This is a genomic window from Acidaminococcus nyctereutis (assembly GCF_052216985.1).
Taxonomy (GTDB): Bacteria; Bacillota; Negativicutes; order Acidaminococcales; family Acidaminococcaceae; genus Acidaminococcus; species Acidaminococcus fermentans_A.
On sequence record NZ_JBQOUY010000027.1, the window covers coordinates 1 to 18,133 of the forward strand.

The 18,133-nt window shown below is 58.1% G+C and carries 17 protein-coding genes; 16 read left to right on the forward strand and 1 reads right to left on the reverse strand.

Translation table 11 applies throughout. The annotated features are described in order from the left end of the window. The first annotated feature begins 224 nt into the window (after positions 1-224). The 9 genes from ACTUHY_RS10690 (at position 225) to ACTUHY_RS10730 (ending at position 9,910) form a co-directional block, all read left to right on the forward strand. Entirely contained in the window at positions 225-1,418 is a 1,194-nt protein-coding gene (locus tag ACTUHY_RS10690) for a type II secretion system F family protein (RefSeq protein WP_442827699.1), read from the forward strand. A gap of 15 nt (positions 1,419-1,433) precedes the next feature. After that, complete coding sequence (locus tag ACTUHY_RS10695; RefSeq protein WP_278675996.1) at positions 1,434-1,829, forward strand: type II secretion system protein; 396 nt, start codon at positions 1,434-1,436, stop codon at positions 1,827-1,829. Beyond that, positions 1,826-2,290, forward strand: a complete 465-nt coding sequence (locus tag ACTUHY_RS10700) for a hypothetical protein (protein ID WP_442827700.1) — start codon at positions 1,826-1,828, stop codon at positions 2,288-2,290. Before ACTUHY_RS10695 ends, ACTUHY_RS10700 begins: the two co-directional genes overlap by 4 nt. Continuing rightward, positions 2,277-2,621 carry a hypothetical protein gene (locus tag ACTUHY_RS10705; protein ID WP_442827701.1) on the forward strand — a complete coding sequence of 115 codons (345 nt, stop codon included), beginning with the start codon at positions 2,277-2,279 and terminating at the stop codon, positions 2,619-2,621. The genes ACTUHY_RS10700 and ACTUHY_RS10705 overlap by 14 nt, the downstream gene beginning before the upstream one ends. Further along, positions 2,590-3,093 (forward strand): hypothetical protein, encoded by a 504-nt coding sequence (locus ACTUHY_RS10710; RefSeq protein ID WP_442827702.1) that lies wholly within the window; start codon positions 2,590-2,592, stop codon positions 3,091-3,093. Before ACTUHY_RS10705 ends, ACTUHY_RS10710 begins: the two co-directional genes overlap by 32 nt. Continuing rightward, positions 3,083-3,940 (forward strand): hypothetical protein, encoded by an 858-nt coding sequence (locus tag ACTUHY_RS10715; protein WP_442827703.1) that lies wholly within the window; start codon positions 3,083-3,085, stop codon positions 3,938-3,940. The genes ACTUHY_RS10710 and ACTUHY_RS10715 overlap by 11 nt, the downstream gene beginning before the upstream one ends. Positions 3,941-4,034: 94 nt before the next feature. Continuing rightward, the gene (locus ACTUHY_RS10720; RefSeq protein ID WP_442827704.1) at positions 4,035-4,895 is read left to right on the forward strand and encodes a protease inhibitor I42 family protein; all 861 of its coding nucleotides are present in this window, start codon (positions 4,035-4,037) and stop codon (positions 4,893-4,895) included. Between the two features lie 174 nt (positions 4,896-5,069). After that, positions 5,070-7,535 carry a U32 family peptidase gene (locus ACTUHY_RS10725; protein WP_442827705.1) on the forward strand — a complete coding sequence of 822 codons (2,466 nt, stop codon included), beginning with the start codon at positions 5,070-5,072 and terminating at the stop codon, positions 7,533-7,535. Between the two features lie 2 nt (positions 7,536-7,537). After that, on the forward strand, positions 7,538-9,910 hold the full coding sequence (locus tag ACTUHY_RS10730) for an endonuclease MutS2 (protein WP_442827706.1): 2,373 nt from the start codon (positions 7,538-7,540) through the stop codon (positions 9,908-9,910). 108 nt (positions 9,911-10,018) lie between these two features. On the opposite strand, the gene ACTUHY_RS10735 is transcribed toward ACTUHY_RS10730, so the two are convergent. Continuing rightward, on the reverse strand, positions 10,019-10,492 hold the full coding sequence (locus ACTUHY_RS10735) for a hypothetical protein (protein ID WP_442827707.1): 474 nt from the start codon (positions 10,490-10,492) through the stop codon (positions 10,019-10,021). A 319-nt stretch (positions 10,493-10,811) separates the two neighbouring features. Here ACTUHY_RS10735 and purE point away from each other — a divergent pair, with 319 nt between their 5' ends. From purE to ACTUHY_RS10770, 7 genes are all read left to right on the forward strand, one after another. Then, complete coding sequence (purE, locus tag ACTUHY_RS10740; protein ID WP_442827708.1) at positions 10,812-11,315, forward strand: 5-(carboxyamino)imidazole ribonucleotide mutase; 504 nt, start codon at positions 10,812-10,814, stop codon at positions 11,313-11,315. A 16-nt stretch (positions 11,316-11,331) separates the two neighbouring features. Further along, positions 11,332-12,774 carry an amidophosphoribosyltransferase gene (purF, locus tag ACTUHY_RS10745; RefSeq protein ID WP_442827709.1) on the forward strand — a complete coding sequence of 481 codons (1,443 nt, stop codon included), beginning with the start codon at positions 11,332-11,334 and terminating at the stop codon, positions 12,772-12,774. Between the two features lie 12 nt (positions 12,775-12,786). Continuing rightward, positions 12,787-13,842 carry a phosphoribosylformylglycinamidine cyclo-ligase gene (purM, locus tag ACTUHY_RS10750; protein ID WP_442827710.1) on the forward strand — a complete coding sequence of 352 codons (1,056 nt, stop codon included), beginning with the start codon at positions 12,787-12,789 and terminating at the stop codon, positions 13,840-13,842. Further along, on the forward strand, positions 13,835-14,446 hold the full coding sequence (gene purN, locus ACTUHY_RS10755; protein ID WP_442827711.1) for a phosphoribosylglycinamide formyltransferase: 612 nt from the start codon (positions 13,835-13,837) through the stop codon (positions 14,444-14,446). Before purM ends, purN begins: the two co-directional genes overlap by 8 nt. Positions 14,447-14,458: 12 nt before the next feature. After that, positions 14,459-15,061 carry an IMP cyclohydrolase gene (locus tag ACTUHY_RS10760; RefSeq protein ID WP_278675694.1) on the forward strand — a complete coding sequence of 201 codons (603 nt, stop codon included), beginning with the start codon at positions 14,459-14,461 and terminating at the stop codon, positions 15,059-15,061. Positions 15,062-15,074: 13 nt separating this feature from the next. Next, entirely contained in the window at positions 15,075-16,358 is a 1,284-nt protein-coding gene (purD, locus tag ACTUHY_RS10765) for a phosphoribosylamine--glycine ligase (protein ID WP_442827712.1), read from the forward strand. Positions 16,359-16,498: 140 nt separating this feature from the next. Beyond that, positions 16,499-18,010: an IMP dehydrogenase gene (locus tag ACTUHY_RS10770; RefSeq protein WP_442827713.1), complete on the forward strand. Its 1,512-nt coding sequence runs from the start codon at positions 16,499-16,501 to the stop codon at positions 18,008-18,010. Positions 18,011-18,133 lie beyond the last annotated feature (123 nt).

Here is an 18,133-nt window from a genome sequence, read left to right on the forward strand (position 1 = left end):
GATTCCGTTCTCGGATTTTACTGCTTTCGATGGTGAAATTAAAATAAAAACAGACATGAGCAAAAATCGCTCACGTCCGTGTGTGGTAGATGAATTGGAGCTTACCCCAACATTTGACAAAGAACCTTTTTTCACGAAATGCCGATTTTCTTGCACTTAATGACGGTGTGGGAAGGATTTTTCCTTTCTGTCCCGAAAGGGAGTAAGAGAAGGGAGGTGAAGAAATGCCCTATTACAGCTGGAAAGCCAGGAACCGGGAAGGGAGAGTCCTGCAAGGGATCATGGCTGCAGAAAGCCTCCAGGATGCGGGGCTGGAACTGGCCGGTCAGTTCCCTCATATCCTGCAGGTCCGTCCGGTCAGTCCGCTCCGGAAGCTCTTCCTGGGAGGGAAAGGACTGTCCAATCTGGAACGGGAGACTTTTTTCCGCAAGCTGGGACTCCTGCTCCAGGGCGGGCTGCCCATCCTCCGGGCTCTGCGGGCCCTGGAGGGACACGGATCCCTGGGAGCTGCGGCTTTCTGCCGAGCGCTGGAACGGGATCTGCAGCGGGGGATGTCTCTTTCCCAGGTGCTGGCCCGGCAGAAAAGACAGGCAGGGGACTTGGCAGCGCCTTTGGCCGAAGCAGGAGAGAACAGCGGGCAGTTGCCATTTATTTTCCAACAATTGGCTCTTTTTTATCAGAAAAAACGGGAGAATCAGAAAACAATCCTCCAAGCCTGCTTGTATCCAGCTCTAGTCCTGTGCCTGGCCCTGGTCATCACGGTCTGTTTCTGCTGGTGGCTGCTGCCTTTGTTTGGAGATCTGTACGCCTCCTTGGGGCTGCAGCCTGGCAGGGGATTCCAGGGTCTCTTGGCTGTGCAGCGGTTTTTCCAGAGCCAGCCTCTGTTCCTGCTGTTAGGAGGTCTGGCCCTGGGGGGTCTCTCTCTTTCCCTCTGGAAATGGAGAGAACGCTGGCTGCTCTCCTGTCCCCTGGTATCCCGGCTGGTCCGGTCCTTTTGGGAAATCCGTTTCTTACGGCTCCTGGCACTGCTCCTGCGGGGCGGACTGCCCTTGGATCAGGCCCTTCCCCAGGCTGCAGGGATCCTGCCGGCCGGGATTTTTCGGATCCAGGCGGCCAGGCTGGAGCGGGCCGTCCTGTCTGGATCCTCCCTGGCAGATGCAGCCCGACAGGCACCCTTGCTGTACAGTCCCTTAACGGTAGAATTCATGGCCCTGGGGGAAGAGAGCGGCCAGCTGCCGGCCCTGTTGATGGAAGCAGCCCATATCCTGGACCAGGATTTCCAGAGCAGGCTGAAGAACGGGAAGACCCTTTTGGAACCGGCCCTGCTGGTCCTGTTGGCAGGAGGCTGCGCCAGCCTCATGGCCCTCCTCTTGTCCCCCCTGTGTGATCTGATCCAGGGTCTGCCCTTATTGAACTGAAAGGAGAAGAAGAACATGACTTGCAACGAGACGATCCAACGGAAAAAGAAACCTGGTTTTACCCTGATCGAGCTGATGGCGGTCCTGGCCATCGTAGGCGGCCTGGCTGCCTTTTTGCTGCCGTCCATCCGCAATGCCATCAATAAGTCCAGGGACACCCAGCTGATCTCGGACATGGCCCTGCTGGAAAGCGGAGCCCAGCTGTATCGGATGGAGAAAGGCGGGGAAGAAGTGACGTTGGCTGCCCTGGTGGAAGGGAAGTACGTACCCAACCGAGACTATAAGGGGATCCAGATCCAGGATGGGGCTGCTGATCCGGTCATTTTCACCGCACAGCTGAGCAATGGCAATACGGTGCGCAGCGACCAGCTGGGAGAAAAACAGGGAAACGCTTCCGGAGAGAAACCATGAAAAAGGAAAGGAAACGGCGGCCAGGATTCTTCCTGGCCGATCTCCTGTTGGGGATGAGCCTGGCTCTTGTGGGTCTGGGGCTCCTCCTTCCCTGTCTGGGGCTGGGGAGGATCTGGCTTTTCCAGGGACAGATGCTCTTGGCAGAACGGGCTTTGGCCGGTGCCCTGACTTCCCTCCAGCAGCGGACCCAATATCTTCACCATTATGATATCCGCTTCCGCTGCACTCCGGATGGGGAAAAGTTCTATGCAACAGCCGGGACCCGGCGGAAAACCATCCTGGACTTTCCCCGGATGGGACTCCAGGGAATCGTCCTTTCCGGGGCTGGCGGGGGCTTCACGCCGGGGGGGAATGTGGAAGCGCCCCTGACCCTGACCCTTCGGCACGTATCCCGGCCTGGGCTGGAGCAGACGCTGACTTTTGAACCGGTGACCGGGAGGATGAGTTATGGGACACCGTAAGAAAGAGGCAGGCTTCCTGCTGCTGGATGGACTGGCAGCCTGTCTGTGTGTCTTATTGGGAGGGCTCATGGCCCTGGAAATGTTCCAGGCGGGACTGAAATCCTGCTTGGCACGGCGTACGCTGGAAGAAGCCAGCCGGGCAGCAGTGTACCTGCTGGATAACGGGACCCTGCCTCCCCCTTGGGAAAACGTGTTCCAGGCAGAAATCCGGCGGGACCCTGTGGAAGGGATGCCGGGGGTTGTGCTGCGGAAAGTGACCCTTCGCCAGGGAGAAAGGAACCTTTGTACCTATGGGTGCTATGAAAAAGATCCCGGGAAGCCTGGTGGCTGAAGGCTATCTGGCACTTTTCCTGGGCATGGCTCTCCTGGGGCTGCTCCTTCAGGCAGTTCCCCATGGATATCGAGCCCTGGGCCAGCTCTGTCTCCAGGCGGAAATGGACCGGATAGAACAGGATCTCCATGCCCGTCTGGAGGCTCGGTTCCTTTTCGATGTAGAACAGGTGCAGGTGGCGGAAGGGCCGGAAGGAACCGTGGTGCGGTGCTATGGAGGACCGGGGTTCGCCCGGCGGGATTATTATGTGAAGGAATCTCCTTCCTCCCGCTGTCCTGTCCTGTACCGGCGGACCTGGAACCCCCAAGGCAGGAAATCCGGGGTCAATCCGATTTCCCCGGAGCATATCGCTGTCACAGGTTTCCAGGTGGAACAGACAGCCCCTGGGAGACTTTTGTGGAAAATGACCCTGGTCCACCGGAAGACGGGGGTGAAAAAAAGATTCCAGGAGGTGTTTTCCTATGGTCAGTAAACGGGTGCCCGGGATGCTCACCCCCTTGCTGCTGGCAGGGCTGGCTCTCCTGGGGAGTTTTTCCTGGGCACTCCTGCGCCTGGCGGTCCAGGATCTGGAAACCCAGAAACTCCAGCAGGAGAGCCGGCAGTGGGCCATCTTGGTGAAAAGCCTGGCTCGGATCCGGGAAGGGGAACCTTTTTTCGCAGCTTATGGAGAATGCAGGCTGCCGCCGGTTTCCTGGGGCACCCACAGCCCGGAAGTCTCTCTTGTCTTGGAAACCAAAGGCGGGACCCAGGACCTGCTCCGGCAGGAACGGCTCCAGCTCCGCCATAGGACCGGGGAACCTGTGATGCAGGGCAGCCGGTATGAAATCACCATGCCGGGTACAGAAGGGGAGAAAGCTTTCCCGGAAACGGGGATCTGGGCCAACGGCTGGGCAGAACACGCCTTGTACGCTAAGGAAAAGGTGTTTTCCCAGGTCAGGAGCTGGCCCCTGCCGGATGCCAGGAGGAGGGAAATGCCCCTGGAAGGGCAATTCTGTTATGGGACGGAGCGGCTTTCCTGGAGCGGGGGAAGCCCTCTCCGAGGCCGGGCAGTGCTGGTCCACGGCCGGGATCTGACCTTGGAAGCTCCGTTTGCCGCAAAAGGCGATTTTCGGATCCTGGTCTTCGGGAAGCTGCAGGTGGGAAGGGAGGTACGCTTGGACAAGGCCTATCTGTATGCCACCGGCGGCATTTCCCTGGACGAAGGGGCTTTTGTCAGAGGCATCCTGGCCAGCCGCAGGGATATCCGCCTCCACGAAAAAGCCGTATTCCAACCGGACCGCACCGTCTTGGAGCCGTTCCATACCCGGTATGTGTTTTAGTTCTTCAAATCTTCATCCTTCTTTCCTCCAAATTCGTGTACAATAAAAGAAAAGAATCGGGGACGGCTGTGCCCCTCGAAGGAGGAATCCATCCATGCATATGAAACGATCGGCAGCAGCCCTGGTCTTGGGGATCACCCTGGCCCTGCCTCTGCCTGTTTTGGCTTTTGGCCATACCACACTGCTGCGCCAGGACTATTCCGAAGGGAAGGCTTCCGGCCAGGTCCCCTTTGTGGATGGGCTGAAGGAAGCGTACCAGCAGAACAACCTGAACCATCTGATCAAGGAAAAAGCCAATGCCTTGGGCAAGGCTGCAGGAGGCAAGGCTGTCCTTTCCTATGAAGTGACCATGAACCGGCCCACGCTGTTCAGCGTGATCCTGAAGGCAGAAGGGGAACGGACGGTCTACGGGGGATTGAACCTGGATGTATCCGGGGGCAAAGTCCTGGAGGATAAGGATCTGCTGTATACCAATGCAGCGGAATATGCCCAGTATCTCCAGGGCAAAGAGTATGTGTTCGCGGAAAACGGCGTCCAGATTGCTTCCCATCCGGAAGGACCTCTGGATACCACGATTCCCTATACGAAGCTGTTGAAGGCCATCAATGTAGCAGAAGGAGCCCGGCTGCTGACCAGCTATAAACTGGACAGCGCTGCGGAAGACATGACACTGGACCTGAAGGCCGGGGAACTGGTGGCTCTGTACATGGAAGCCAATCCTACCAGTGGGAACCAGTGGGTGCTGGTGGACCAGAGCAGCCAGCCGGGATTCGTCAACTTGGGCCATTCTTTTACCCTGCCTCTCCTGAACCCTACAGGGCAGGCTGGATCCCCAGGGGTCACCATCCTGTTCGCCAGCTTTACCCAGCCCGGGGGTTACCAGATCAAGGCCGTCTATGGCAAGAACATGGCAGTTCCTTTGCGGGAACGGGTGTTCAAGTTCCAGGTACGGTAGAGCAGGGGCATAAGAAAGGGAGGGGGTGTGAATTTTTCTACACCTCCTCCCTTTCTTATATCCCTGCGTCCCGGGGGCGCTGGCCAGAGCTGGAAGAATATGGTAAAATAAAAAGTCATGGATGAAGGATTAACGGGAAACTTTCCCTTTTGAGAAGGAATAGAAGGAGCAATCATGGAAAGAAAAGATATCGAACTGCTGTCCCCAGCAGGTACCTGGGAAGCCCTGGAAGCGGCTGTCTTCGCCGGTGCCGATGCGGTATACCTGGGCGGGAGCCATTTTGGGGCCCGGGCCTACGCGGAAAACTTCGGACCGGAAGAAATGACCCGGGCCATCCGCTTTGCCCATCTCCATCGGGTGCGGATCTATGTAACGGTGAACACCCTGGTGGATGATGCTGAAATGCCCGACCTGGGAGAATACTTGTGCTTTCTGAACAATATCGGGGTGGACGGGATCATCGTCCAGGATCTGGGGGTGATCCGGGTGGCTCGGCAGGTGGCCCCGGAACTGCCCCTCCACGCCAGTACCCAGATGACGGTGACCAATTCCGCCGGAGCGGTGTTCACCTACCACAACGGCATGGAACAGGCGGTGATGGCTCGGGAAACCACCCTGAAGGACCTGAAGACCATCTGCAGCACCACTCCTGGCAAGATCGAAGGGTTCATGCATGGGGCCCTGTGCGTGTGCTACAGCGGCCAGTGCCTGATGAGCAGCCTGATCGGAGGCCGCAGTGGCAACCGGGGCCGGTGCGCCCAGCCCTGCCGGCTGCCCTACACCCTGGTGAACAAAGAGGGAAAGGACATGCTGGCCAAGGTGGATGCGGGCCATTACCTCCTGTCCACCAAGGATTTGAATACCCTGGATGTGCTGCCCCAGCTGATCGAGACCGGCATCCGTTCCTTCAAGATCGAAGGCCGGATGAAGCGGCCGGAATACGTGGCGGTGGTGACGGATATTTACCGCCGGGCCATCGACAGCTATCTGGCCGGCCATTATGAAGTGCCCCAGGAAGACCGGGACAACATCGAACAGATCTTCAACCGTGACTTTACCACTGCCTATATGGTGAAGAGACCCGGCCGGACCATGATGAGCGACCGGCGGCCCAACAACCGGGGGGTGCTCTTGGGCCGGGTCCAGAGCCTGAACAAGGACCATACCGCCGGCACCCTGAAGCTGGACCGGGACCTGCACCTGGGAGACGGACTGGAATTCTGGGTAAGCGTAGGGGGCCGGGTGGGCACTTCCGTAGACCATATGACCGTCAACGGCAAACCGGTGCCGGTGGCCCGCTCCGGCAGCAGTGTCACCATCCCTGTGCCCCGGGGCATCCGGCTCAACGACCGGGTGTTCCGGACCTATGACAACGAACTGATGCAGTACGCCGCCCAGTATTTCGGGGAAGACCACAAGAAACGGATCCCCCTGTATGCGGAAGTCACCGCCCGTCTAGGCCAGCCCATGGAAGTCACTGTCACTGATGAAGAGGGGAACACCGGCACCGCCCACACCGGATTCATCGTAGAAAAGGCCCGGAAGCACGCCCTGGATGAAGCCACTGTCCGGAAACAGCTGGACCGGTTGGGGACTACGGAATTTGCCCTGGGCGAACTGATCTGCCACCTGGATGACGGGATCATGGTGCCCATAAGCGAAATCAACGAAGCCCGCCGGGCTGCGGTGGAGGAACTGACCCAGAAACGGCTGGATGCCTTCCTGCCGCCCCGGAAAAAGGCCGTGTGGCACCGGGAAGTGCTCCGGCAGCGGGAGAACCATGGCACCCGGAAGCACAGCCAGCTCAGCGTGCTGGTGGATACCTTGGACAAGGCTAAGGTAGCCTTGGACGCTGGGGCCGATGTGCTGCTGGTGGGGGGCGACAGCTACAGCCTGCCCCTTTTGACCCTGGAAGATTACCGGACCATCAGCGGGTGGGTCCGGGCCCGGGGGAAACAGTGGCTGGCTGCCACCAGCCGGATCGTCAGCGAAGGCCAGTTGAAGTATTTCCGGAATGCCCTCAGCCAGTGGGCGGCCCTCCAGCCGGACGGGTTCCTGATTGCCAACAACGGGTTGGTGGAAATGGCCCGGGATCTGGGGCTGCCCCTGTGGCTGGATTACGATATGAACGCCTACAACAGCCAGAGCATCCTGTTCTGGCAGGAACAGGGCTTTTCCGGAATCACCCTGTCCCCGGAACTGACCCTCCAGCAGGTGGCGGGCCTGGTGAAAAAGAGCCCCTTGCCCATCGAATGTCTGGCGGAAGGGGCCCTGGAGATGATGGTCAGCGAATACTGCGTGGAAGGCAGCTTCCTGGGGAACCTGGACAAAGGTTCCTGCAGCTATCATTGTAAGGAACAGGGCTTCCTGGAAGACCGGAAGAAGGAAAAATTCCCCCTGAAGCAGGACCAGTTCGGCCGGATGCACGTGCTCAACGGGCACCCGCTCTCCATGCTGGCCAATGTGCTGGAAATGGAAAAGACCGGCATCGCCCGGCTGCGGATCGACGGACGGGGCTATACTGCTGAAGAGCTGGGAGAACTGACCGCCCTGTACCGGGGTGTACTGGACGGGGATACCCAGGTGGAAGAAAACCGTCCCCACACTACCCGGGGCCATTATTTCAGAGGAGTTTTGTAAGCATGGCGAAATTTGCTGTCAATACATTGGAATTCGATAAGGTGAAAGCGCTCCTGGCGGACCAGGCCGGCACTTCTTTGGGTCGGAAACTGGCCCTGGACCTGGTGAGCTCCAGCCGGTTTGAACAGGTGAAGCTAGCCCAGGAGGAAACGGCTGAGGCCGTCCAACTGCTGGACGAAGGGAAACGGCTGCCTCTGGGGGGCATGACGGATATCAGCCCACTGGTGAAACGGACCCGGGTGGGGAGCATCCTGGAGCCGGAAGACTTCAAGGCCATCGGGGATACCATCGACGGGCTCCGGCATCTGAAGCAGTTCCTGCTGGAAGATACGGAAAACGCCCCGGCCCTCCGGGATTACGGTCCCCAGCTGGGGGATTTCACCCGGCTCAGCAAGCAGCTGTCCAGCGCCTTGGATGAAAAGGGCAATATCAAGGACAATGCTTCTGTGAAGCTCCAGGGCCTGCGCACCGGGATCCTGGCTGCCAAGAACCGGGTGAAGGACAAGCTGAACAGCCTGCTCCATGATCCCAACAACCAGAAATACTTCCAGGACGCCCTGGTGACCATGCGGGAAGACCGGTACGTGATCCCCATCAAACAGGAATACCGGCTGAATTTCCCCGGGGTGGTCCATGACCAGAGCGCCAGCGGGGCCACCCTGTTCGTGGAACCTATGGCGGTGGTGAACCTGAACAACGATATCAAGAAATACCGGCTGGAGGAACAGGCTGAAGTGGAACGGATCCTCCGTACTCTCACCGGCCACGTGGACAGCGAGGCGGAAAATATCCTCAGCTCCCTGGACATCGCCGCCCAGGTGGATCTCATCGGAGCCAAGGCCGCCCTGGCCCAGAAGCTCCACTGCTGCCGGCCTATGATGATTCTCCAGCAGCGGCTGCGGATCACCCAGGGACGCCATCCTCTCCTGGGCCAGGAAAAGGTGGTACCTCTGGACATCAACCTGGGGGACGATTTCACCACTCTTTTGATCACCGGGCCCAACACCGGGGGAAAGACCGTGGCCTTGAAGACCGTGGGGGTGTTCGCCCTCATGGCCCAGGCGGGGATGTTCGTCCCGGCCAAAGAAGCCATCCTGCCAGTGTTCGGGGGCGTCTATGCAGATATCGGGGATGAACAGAGCATCGAACAGAGCCTGTCCACTTTCTCCGGCCATATGAAGAACATGATCTCCATCCTAGAGGAAGTCCGGGAAAGGGACCTGGTGCTGGTGGACGAAGTGTGCGTAGGCACCGATCCCACTGAAGGGGCGGCCCTGGCCATGGCCATGATCGAGTACCTGTACGAAAAGAAGGTGCTCACCATCATGACCACCCACTACAGCGAACTGAAGACCTTTGCCTACGAGCATGAAGGCATGGAGAACGCCAGCGTGGAATTCGATCCGGAAACCCTGCGGCCTACCTACAAGCTGCTCATGGGAGTGCCCGGCAGTTCCAATGCCTTCTACATCAGCAAACGGCTGGGGCTGCCCCAGGAGATCCTGGATGAAGCCAAGACCTTCATCGGGGAAGGCCACAGCAATATGGAACGGGTGCTCCAGAACCTGGAAGGGGAGCGCCGGGAGTACGAAAGCCGGAAGGACGAGATCGCCTCCCTCCAGCGGGAAGCGGAATACCTGAAGAACGAACTGACCCGCCAGAAACAAGACCTGGAAAAGAGCCGGAACGCCATTTTGCGGAAGGCCCGGGAACAGGCGGACGAACTGTACCGGAACGCCCGGCGGGAATCCACTTCCATCCTGAAGGAGCTTCGGGCCAACCAGGACATGGTGGAAAGCCGGAAGGTGGAACAGCTGGCGGAACTGTCCCGGAAGGTGCTGAACAAGAACTTCTCCATTGACGGGAAGCCCATGCCCGAAGGCCAGGGGCTCACCAGCGGCAATGCGGCGGTGGGCAAGAAGGTGTACGTGAAGAAGATCGGCCAGAGCGGCACCATTGTGGCCTTGAACGGCAAGGAAGTCACCGTGCGGATCGGGATCATGAAGATGAACCTGAAGCTGAAGGACTGCCTGCTGCTGAAGGAAGCTCCCAGCCAGCCCCGGAGCACCCACCGGACCCTGAAGAAGAGCACCAGCCAGGGCCATAATCTGTTTGTGAAGAAAGCCCAGGATGCCACGGTGCAGATCGATGTCCGGGGCAAGACCGTGGACGAGGCCGTCCCCTATGTGGATAAGGCCATCGACGACGCCCTGCTGGCTGGCATGGACCGGTTCCGGCTGGTCCATGGGAAAGGCACCGGCATGCTCCGGAAAGGTCTCCTGGAATACCTGGACCAGCATCCCAACGTGCTGAAGACAGAAATGGCCCCCTTGAACGAAGGAGGCTTCGGCGCCACCATTGTGTGGGTGAAATGAAAAGGGGGTGTGAAAAAATTCACACCCCGTTCGTGGGCCGCGAGTCACGGGCCGCGAGCCGCAATCAAAGAGGGTATTGCACGTTCTGTGCAACACCCTCTTTTTCATTCATTTCACCTCTTCCATCAACCTCGCCAGCCGGCTCTGGGCCACATCGGCCTGGGTGATGGCGGATTCCGGTTTCCACCAGGCCAGGGAATAGGATGGATCGTGGAGCCGGGAGAGGCCCACAGGCGTCCCGATGTCCCGGGGAGAGGCCCAGGAAAATAAGGTCAGCTGGGGCTTGAACACTCCCAGCTGTTCTCCCGTGGGGGCTAGGCTGCCCGTCATGGGCTGGACGATGGGCCGCAGGGGGATCTTCTGTACCTGGACTGGCCGGGACGGCGTCACAGGGGTATAAACGGGAGTAGGGATGGGATTCCGCCGCTGGTAATTACCGATGGGTACTGTGGGGCGGGGAACAGCAGCACCGATGCGGCCCGGTTTGGGCACAGGGATAGCTCCCGCCGCCCAAACGGAACTGCAGAGGGAGAAAGCGGTCAGAAGGGTCAGAAAAAGCCGTTTCAAAATAAGCTGTGTCATGGGAATCACCTCTTTGGTTCCTATTATACCATATTGCACAGGGAGCTGCACGAAACGTGCAGCTCCCTGTCTCGGGTCTCGAGCCTCATAACGCGAGACTCGAGACCCCCAAAAGGGAGATGCTGCTCCTGCAACATCCACTGGCTATTTCGAACGATAGTGTAACTTCTGTTATAAAAGTTCGATAAAACATTGACAGGGGAACAGTCCATTGATAGAATAGGAGTATAAAATTATTGTGGTGGTTTGGCTCTGAGAAACTTGAACACTGGCTGTGCGGGCGGTATCATGGGCCTTTTTTCATTGGAGGTGCTGACGAATGAAAGTAGCAATTATCATGGGAAGCAATTCGGACTGGCCGGTACTGGAACCTGCGGAAAAGACCCTGAAAGAATTCGGGGTGGAAGTAGAAGTGGTGGTGGCCAGTGCCCACCGGACTCCGGAACTGGTCAAAGAATTCGCCTCCGGCGCCCGGGACCGGGGCGTGGAAGCCATCATCGCCGCGGCTGGAGCTGCAGCCCATCTGGGAGGGGTCATTGCGGCCTATACGACCCTGCCGGTGATCGGAATCCCCATCAATGCTACTCCCCTCAATGGGATGGATTCTCTCCTGAGCTTTGTCCAGATGCCTTCCGGGATCCCGGTAGCCACCATGGCCATCAACGGAGCCAAGAACGCCGCCATCTTCGCCGTGGAGATCCTGGCCGGGGCCCATCCGGAACTGGTGCAGAAGCTGGCAGCTGCCAGAGCGAAGATGCAGGAAGAAGTGAAGGCCAAAGGGGAAAAACTGGCCCAGGCCAGAGCCGCCGCTGCCAAAGCATAAGGAAACGGGAGGAACTATGGGGGATAACTTTTTTGCAGAAGACAAGCTCCATGAAGAATGTGGGGTCTTCGGCATCTATTCCAAGAAAGACGATGTAGCACTGAATACCTACTGGGGGCTGTTCGCCCTCCAGCATAGAGGCCAGGAAAGCGCCGGCATCGCGGTGACTGACGGCCGGCACATGCACATCAAGAAAGGCATGGGCCTGGTGAACGATGTGTTCAAGGATGGTCTTAAGGGCTTGGATGGCTATATTGCTGCCGGCCATGTACGGTATTCCACCACCGGGGCCAGCATGCCCTACAATGTACAGCCCTTGAAAGTGTTCTACGATGGGGGAAACCTGGCCATGAGCCACAACGGCAACCTGACCAATGCAGCGGAACTCCGGGAAAAGCTGGAAAAAGACGGAGTGGTGTTCCAGACTACCGTGGACAGCGAAGTGGTCCTGAGCCTCATTGCCCGGAGCCGGAAAAAGACCCTGCCGGAACGGGTAGCGGAAGCGGCTGATACCATCAAAGGGGCCTTTGCCATCCTGATCATGAACGATGACCAGCTGATCGCCTTCCGGGATCCCTACGGGTTCCGTCCTCTCTGCCTGGGACGGTTGGACCACGGCTGGGTGGTGACCAGCGAGACCTGTGCTCTGGATCTGGTGGGGGCCCATTATGTGCGGGATGTGAAGCCCGGGGAAATGATCATCATCGACAATGAAGAAGCAGAACCCAGGAGCGTCATGTACAGTACCCATGTGCCGGCCCACTGCGCCCACTGCATCTTCGAATATGTGTATTTCGCCCGGCCCGATAGCATCATCGACGGAGAAAGTGTCTATCAGGCCCGTCTGAACATGGGGCGGATCCTGGCCCGGGAAACCAAAGACATCAAGGCGGATGTGGTGATCTCCGTCCCGGATTCCGGCACGCCGGCTGCCATCGGCTATGGCCTGGAAGCGGGCATCCCCTTTGTAGAAGGGCTTACCAAGAACAAATATATCGGCCGGACCTTCATCCAGCCCACCCAGAAACAGCGCCTCAATGCGGTGCGGCTGAAACTGAATGCCAACCGGAGTCTGGTGGCGGGCAAATCCGTGGTGATGGTGGATGACTCCATCGTCCGGGGCACTACCAGCGGCAAGATCGTCCAGCTCCTCCGGGATGCGGGCGCCACCGCCGTGCATGTGTGCATCAGCTCTCCCCCTGTGATGGATTCTTGCTTCTACGGCATCGATACTTCGGAACGGAAGGAACTGATCGCCGCCAGCAAGACGGAAGAAGAGATCCGCCAGTACATCAAAGCGGACAGCCTCCATTACATCACCATGGAAGGCCTGCGGGCCAGCCTGTCCGTGCTGGACCCGGATGATATGTGCTATGCCTGCTTCAATTCCCGGTATCCGGATGGAGCAGATACGGAAATGAAAAAGGGATCGAAATTACAGTTTGAGATGGGTTGCTAAGGAGGAAACAGCGTGAGCGAGAAAAAGGTCATTACATACGCAGATGCAGGGGTGGACATCGATGCGGGGAATAAAGCCGTAGAACTGATGAAGGACAGTGTCCGGGCTACTTACCGTCCGGAAGTCATCGGGGACCTGGGGGGCTTCGGGGGCCTCTTCGCCCTGGGGAACAAATACCAGGATCCGGTGCTGGTGTCCGGGACCGACGGCGTAGGCACCAAGCTGAAGATCGCCTTCATGATGGATCGGCATGACACCATCGGCCAGGACGCCGTGGCCATGTGCGTCAATGATATCCTGGTCCAAGGGGCGGAACCTCTGTTCTTCCTGGATTACATCGCCACCGCCAAGGTGGAATCCCAGAAGATCGCCGACATCGTCAAAGGGGTGGCCAATGCCTGCAAGGAAAGCGGCTGCGCCCTGATCGGAGGGGAAACCGCGGAAATGGCCGGGTTCTATGCCAAGGACGAATACGACATCGCCGGCTTCAGCGTGGGCGTCGTGGAACGGAGCAAGATGATCACCGGGGACAAGGTGAAGGCCGGGGACGTGCTGCTGGGCCTGCCTTCCACCGGGGTCCATTCCAACGGCTTCTCCCTGGTCCGGAAGATCTGCTTCGAAGCCCAGGGCTTCACGGTGGATACCTATATCCCGGAATTCGGCAAGACCTTGGGAGAAGAACTGCTGACTCCTACCCGGCTGTATCCCAAGACCATCCTGCCCATGATTAAGAAATTCGACCTCCACGGCATGGTCCACATCACCGGGGGCGGCTTCTACGACAACATCCCCCGGATCCTGCCGGCAGACTGCGACGCGGAAGTCCATGCAGATGCCTGGGAAGTGCCTGCTGTGTTCCAGAAACTCCAGGAATGGGGCAATGTACCGGTGAAAGAAATGTACCGGACCTTCAACATGGGGGTGGGGATGGTGCTGGTGGTGGATCCTGCTGAAGCCGACGCCGTCCGGGCCCATTTGAAAGAAAACGGCGAGACCTTCTACGAACTGGGCCAGGTGGTGCCTGGGACCAAGAAGACCGTCATGAAAGGCGGGGCTTTCGGTGAATAAACGGAAAATCGGGGTGCTGGTCAGCGGCCGGGGCAGCAATTTCCAGGCGGTGGCCGACAAGATCAAAAAAGAAGACCTGCCCATCGAGATTGCCGTGGTGATCAGCGACAGTCCGGAGGCCTATGCTCTGGAACGGGCGGAGAAGATGGGGATCCCCCATTTTGCCATCGCCCGCCAGGACTTCGTGGACAAGCCGTCCTTCGAAGCGGCCATCGACAAGACTCTCCGGGAAGCCGGGGTGGAACTGGTGGTGCTGGCCGGGTTCATGCGCATCCTCAGTGGGGATTTCGTGAATTCCTGGTACCATAAGATCATCAACATCCATCCGGCCTTGCTGCCGTCTTTTACTGGGCTGGACGCCCAGGGACAGGCCCTGAACTATGGGGTGAAGCTCGCCGGCTGCACCGTCCACTTTGTGGATGCCGGGATGGACACCGGGCCCATCATCATGCAGGCTGCTGTGCCGGTGCTGGACGAAGATACCCATGATACCCTGGCGGCCCGGATCCTGGTCCAGGAACATACCATCCTGCCGGAAGTGGTGAAGCTGTGGGCGGAAGACCGGCTGACTGTCAACGGCCGGAAAGTGAAAATCCGGAAATAAGGAGAACGATCCATGTTAAAGATTCGCAGAGCATTACTGAGTGTTTCCAATAAGACGGGCATTGTGAAGCTGGGGTATTTCCTCAGCAATAACGGGGTGGAGATCATCTCTACCGGCGGCACCATGAAGGTGCTGAAAGAAGCCGGAGTCCCGGTGACCTATGTGAGCGACGTGACCGGCACCCCGGAGATGATGGACGGCCGGGTGAAGACCCTGAACCCGAAGATCCACGGGGGCATCCTGGCTGTGCGCAGCAACCCCAAACATATGGAAGACATGAAGAAGAACGGCATCCAGCCCATCGACCTGGTGGTGGTGAACCTGTATCCTTTCCAAGAGACCATTGCCAAACCGGATGTGACGGAAGCCGAAGCCATCGAGAACATCGATATCGGCGGTCCGGCCATGGTCCGGGCTTCTGCCAAGAATTTCCATGATGTGGTGATCATCACCAATCCGGACCGGTATGAAGATCTGATCCACATGCTGAAGGAAAAGGGCGACATCGACCTGAAAACCCGGAAAATGCTGGCTCAGGAAGCCTTTGCCCATACGGCGGAATACGATACGGCCATTGCAGCCTATCTGAAGAAACAGCTGGAAAGCGCAGAATAAGGGAGGCCATAGCATGCAGGTACTGGTAATCGGGGGCGGCGGCCGGGAGCATACCCTGGTCTGGAAGCTGGCCCAAAGCAAGAGTGTGACGAAAATCTATGCAGCTCCAGGGAACCCTGGCATGAAAGACCTGGCAGAATGTGTGGACCTGGATATTGCGGATCTGGATGGCCTGGCAGACTGGGCGGAAAAGCATGATATCGACCTGACCGTGGTGGGGCCGGAAGCTCCCTTGGTGGCAGGCATCGTGGATGTGTTCAAAGCCCGGGGACTGACCATCTTCGGACCCAGTGCCAAAGCAGCGGAAATCGAAGGCTCCAAGATCTTCTCCAAGGAACTGATGGAGAAGTATGGGGTGCCCACTGCCTTCTTCAAAGTCTGTGACAACCTGGCGGATGCCCGTGCCTTTGTGGAAGAAAAAGGCGCTCCCATCGTGATCAAGGCGGACGGACTGGCTGCCGGCAAAGGGGTCGTGGTGGCCATGACCAAGGATGAAGCGTTGGATGCCCTGGACGATATGATGGGACACCATAAGTTCGGCAGCGCCGGCAACCGGGTGGTCATCGAAGAGTTCATGGAAGGGGAGGAAGCCTCCCTCCTGGCTTTCACCGATGGCAAGACCATTGTCCCCATGCTGGCTGCCCAAGACCACAAGCGGGTGAATGACGGGGACCAGGGGCCCAATACCGGGGGCATGGGGGCTTATTGCCCGGCTCCGGTGATGACCGCTGCCTTGAAAGAAAAGACCGTGAAGGAAGTGCTGCGCCCCATCGTGGATGCCCTGGCCAAGGAAGGACGGCCTTATTCCGGCTGCTTGTATGCCGGCCTCATGATCAAAGTGGACAGCGTGAAAGTGGTGGAATTCAATGCCCGGTTCGGGGATCCGGAGACCCAGGTGGTACTGCCCCTCCTGAAGAGCGACCTGGCTGAGATCATGGCAGCCTGTGCCAAAGGCACCCTGACCCCTGACATGGTAGAATGGAGTGATAAGGCGGCCGTCTGCGTAGTCATGGCCAGCGGCGGCTATCCGGCTTCCTACAAGAAAGGTTTGCCCATTACTGGCCTGAAAGCAGCCAATGCTATGGATGGCGTGGTAGTATTCCATGCCGGTACCCGGGAAGAGGATGGGAAGATCCTTACCAACGGGGGCCGTGTACTGGGAGTCACCGCCGTGGCAGACGACATTCCTTCTGCCCAGCAGAAAGCCTACGATGCGGTGGAAAAGATCCATTTCGAGGGAGCCCATTTCCGGCAGGATATTGCCTGGAGAGCCCTGCGCCGGCTGAAAACGAAATAAGGTATAGACACCAGACCGCAGCCCGATTCCAGCCGCTGCGGTCTATTTCCACAGATTATCCTGGAATAAAGAGAAAAACCTGTTGCATTTGTGACAGACTGATGCTAAAATGGAAAAAATATTTCAAAGGGGGATATACAATGGCTTTTATCTATGATGAACCTGCTCATACTTTCAGTGAGTATCTTTTAGTTCCTGGATATTCTTCCAGCGAATGCATTCCGGCAAATGTGAGTCTGAAGACTCCGCTGGTGAAATTCAAAAAAGGTGAAGAACCGGCGATGAGCCTGAATATTCCCCTGGTTTCTGCTATCATGCAGTCCGTATCTGATGATAATATGGCCATTGCCCTGTCCCGGGAAGGGGGCATCTCCTTCATCTACGGGTCCCAGACCATCGAAAGCGAAGCGGCCATGGTAGCCCGTGTGAAGAGCTTCAAGGCTGGGTTCGTGGTCAGCGATTCCAACCTGCGTCCGGACAGCACCCTGGCCGATGTGCTGACCCTGAAAGAAAAGACCGGCCACAGCACCATGGCCGTGACCAGCGACGGCAGCAAGAACGGCCATCTGGAAGGGATCGTCACCAGCCGTGACTACCGGATTAGCCGGATGGACATGGCAGACCAGGTGAAAGACTTCATGACGCCTGTGTCCGACATGGTGGTGGGCAGCAGCGACATCACCCTGAAACAGGCCAATGATATCATCTGGGAACATAAACTGAACACCTTGCCCATCATCGACAAGGAAGGCAACCTGATGTACATGGTGTTCCGGAAAGACTATTCCACCCACAAACAGTATCCCCTGGAACTCTTGGACAACCAGAAACGCCATGTGGTAGGCGCCGGCATCAACACCCGTGACTACGAACAGCGGGTGCCGGCCCTGGTAGAAGCCGGTGCGGACGTGCTGTGCATCGACTCTTCCGAAGGCTACAGCGAATGGCAGAAACGGACCCTGAAATGGATCCGGGACAAATACGGTGATTCCGTGAAGGTAGGGGCCGGCAACGTGGTGGATGCCGAAGGCTTCCGGTTCCTGGCAGAATGTGGCGCTGACTTCGTGAAGATCGGGATCGGCGGCGGCTCCATCTGCATCACCCGGGAACAGAAAGGCATCGGCCGGGGCCAGGCTACAGCCGTCATCGAAGTGGCCAAAGCCCGGGACGAATACTTCAAGGAAACCGGCATCTACGTGCCCATCTGCTCCGACGGCGGTATCGTGTACGATTACCATATGACCCTGGCTCTGGCCATGGGCGCTGACTTCCTGATGCTGGGCCGGTATTTCGCCCGGTTCGACGAATCCCCCACCAACAAGGTGAACATTAACGGCACCTATATGAAGGAATACTGGGGCGAAGGTTCTGCCCGTGCCCGGAACTGGCAGCGGTATGACCTGGGCGGCGACAAGAAGCTCTCCTTCGAAGAAGGGGTGGATTCCTACGTGCCCTACGCCGGCGGCCTGAAGGACAACGTGAACCTGACCATCTCCAAGATGCGGTCCACCATGTGCAACTGCGGGGCCCTCACCATCCCCGAACTGCAGAAAAAGGCCAAACTGACCCTGGTATCCGCTACCAGCCTGGTAGAAGGCGGGGCTCACGACGTTGTGCTGAAAGAGAACACCAGCAGCAACTATCCAAAATAATCCAGAAACAGCAAAAAAAGAAGGACTGTGGATCATCACGGTCCTTCTTTTTTTGCGCCTTGAGGGAGAAAAAGATCCCTCACCCTCCCCGTTGTATTTCCCAGTCCAGAAAATGCCACAGAT

Excerpts from the sequence above, each read along its gene's own strand:
- ACTUHY_RS10690 (WP_442827699.1), top strand. The coding sequence starts at position 225 with ATGCCCTATTACAGCTGGAAAGCCAGGAACCGGGAAGGGAGAGTCCTG.
- ACTUHY_RS10695 (WP_278675996.1), top strand. The coding sequence starts at position 1,434 with ATGACTTGCAACGAGACGATCCAACGGAAAAAGAAACCTGGTTTTACC.
- ACTUHY_RS10700 (WP_442827700.1), top strand. The coding sequence starts at position 1,826 with ATGAAAAAGGAAAGGAAACGGCGGCCAGGATTCTTCCTGGCCGATCTC.
- ACTUHY_RS10705 (WP_442827701.1), top strand. The coding sequence starts at position 2,277 with ATGGGACACCGTAAGAAAGAGGCAGGCTTCCTGCTGCTGGATGGACTG.
- ACTUHY_RS10710 (WP_442827702.1), top strand. The coding sequence starts at position 2,590 with ATGAAAAAGATCCCGGGAAGCCTGGTGGCTGAAGGCTATCTGGCACTT.
- ACTUHY_RS10715 (WP_442827703.1), top strand. The coding sequence starts at position 3,083 with ATGGTCAGTAAACGGGTGCCCGGGATGCTCACCCCCTTGCTGCTGGCA.
- ACTUHY_RS10720 (WP_442827704.1), top strand. The coding sequence starts at position 4,035 with ATGCATATGAAACGATCGGCAGCAGCCCTGGTCTTGGGGATCACCCTG.
- ACTUHY_RS10725 (WP_442827705.1), top strand. The coding sequence starts at position 5,070 with ATGGAAAGAAAAGATATCGAACTGCTGTCCCCAGCAGGTACCTGGGAA.
- ACTUHY_RS10730 (WP_442827706.1), top strand. The coding sequence starts at position 7,538 with ATGGCGAAATTTGCTGTCAATACATTGGAATTCGATAAGGTGAAAGCG.
- ACTUHY_RS10735 (WP_442827707.1), bottom strand. The coding sequence starts at position 10,492 with ATGACACAGCTTATTTTGAAACGGCTTTTTCTGACCCTTCTGACCGCT.
- purE (WP_442827708.1), top strand. The coding sequence starts at position 10,812 with ATGAAAGTAGCAATTATCATGGGAAGCAATTCGGACTGGCCGGTACTG.
- purF (WP_442827709.1), top strand. The coding sequence starts at position 11,332 with ATGGGGGATAACTTTTTTGCAGAAGACAAGCTCCATGAAGAATGTGGG.
- ACTUHY_RS10760 (WP_278675694.1), top strand. The coding sequence starts at position 14,459 with ATGTTAAAGATTCGCAGAGCATTACTGAGTGTTTCCAATAAGACGGGC.
- purD (WP_442827712.1), top strand. The coding sequence starts at position 15,075 with ATGCAGGTACTGGTAATCGGGGGCGGCGGCCGGGAGCATACCCTGGTC.
- ACTUHY_RS10770 (WP_442827713.1), top strand. The coding sequence starts at position 16,499 with ATGGCTTTTATCTATGATGAACCTGCTCATACTTTCAGTGAGTATCTT.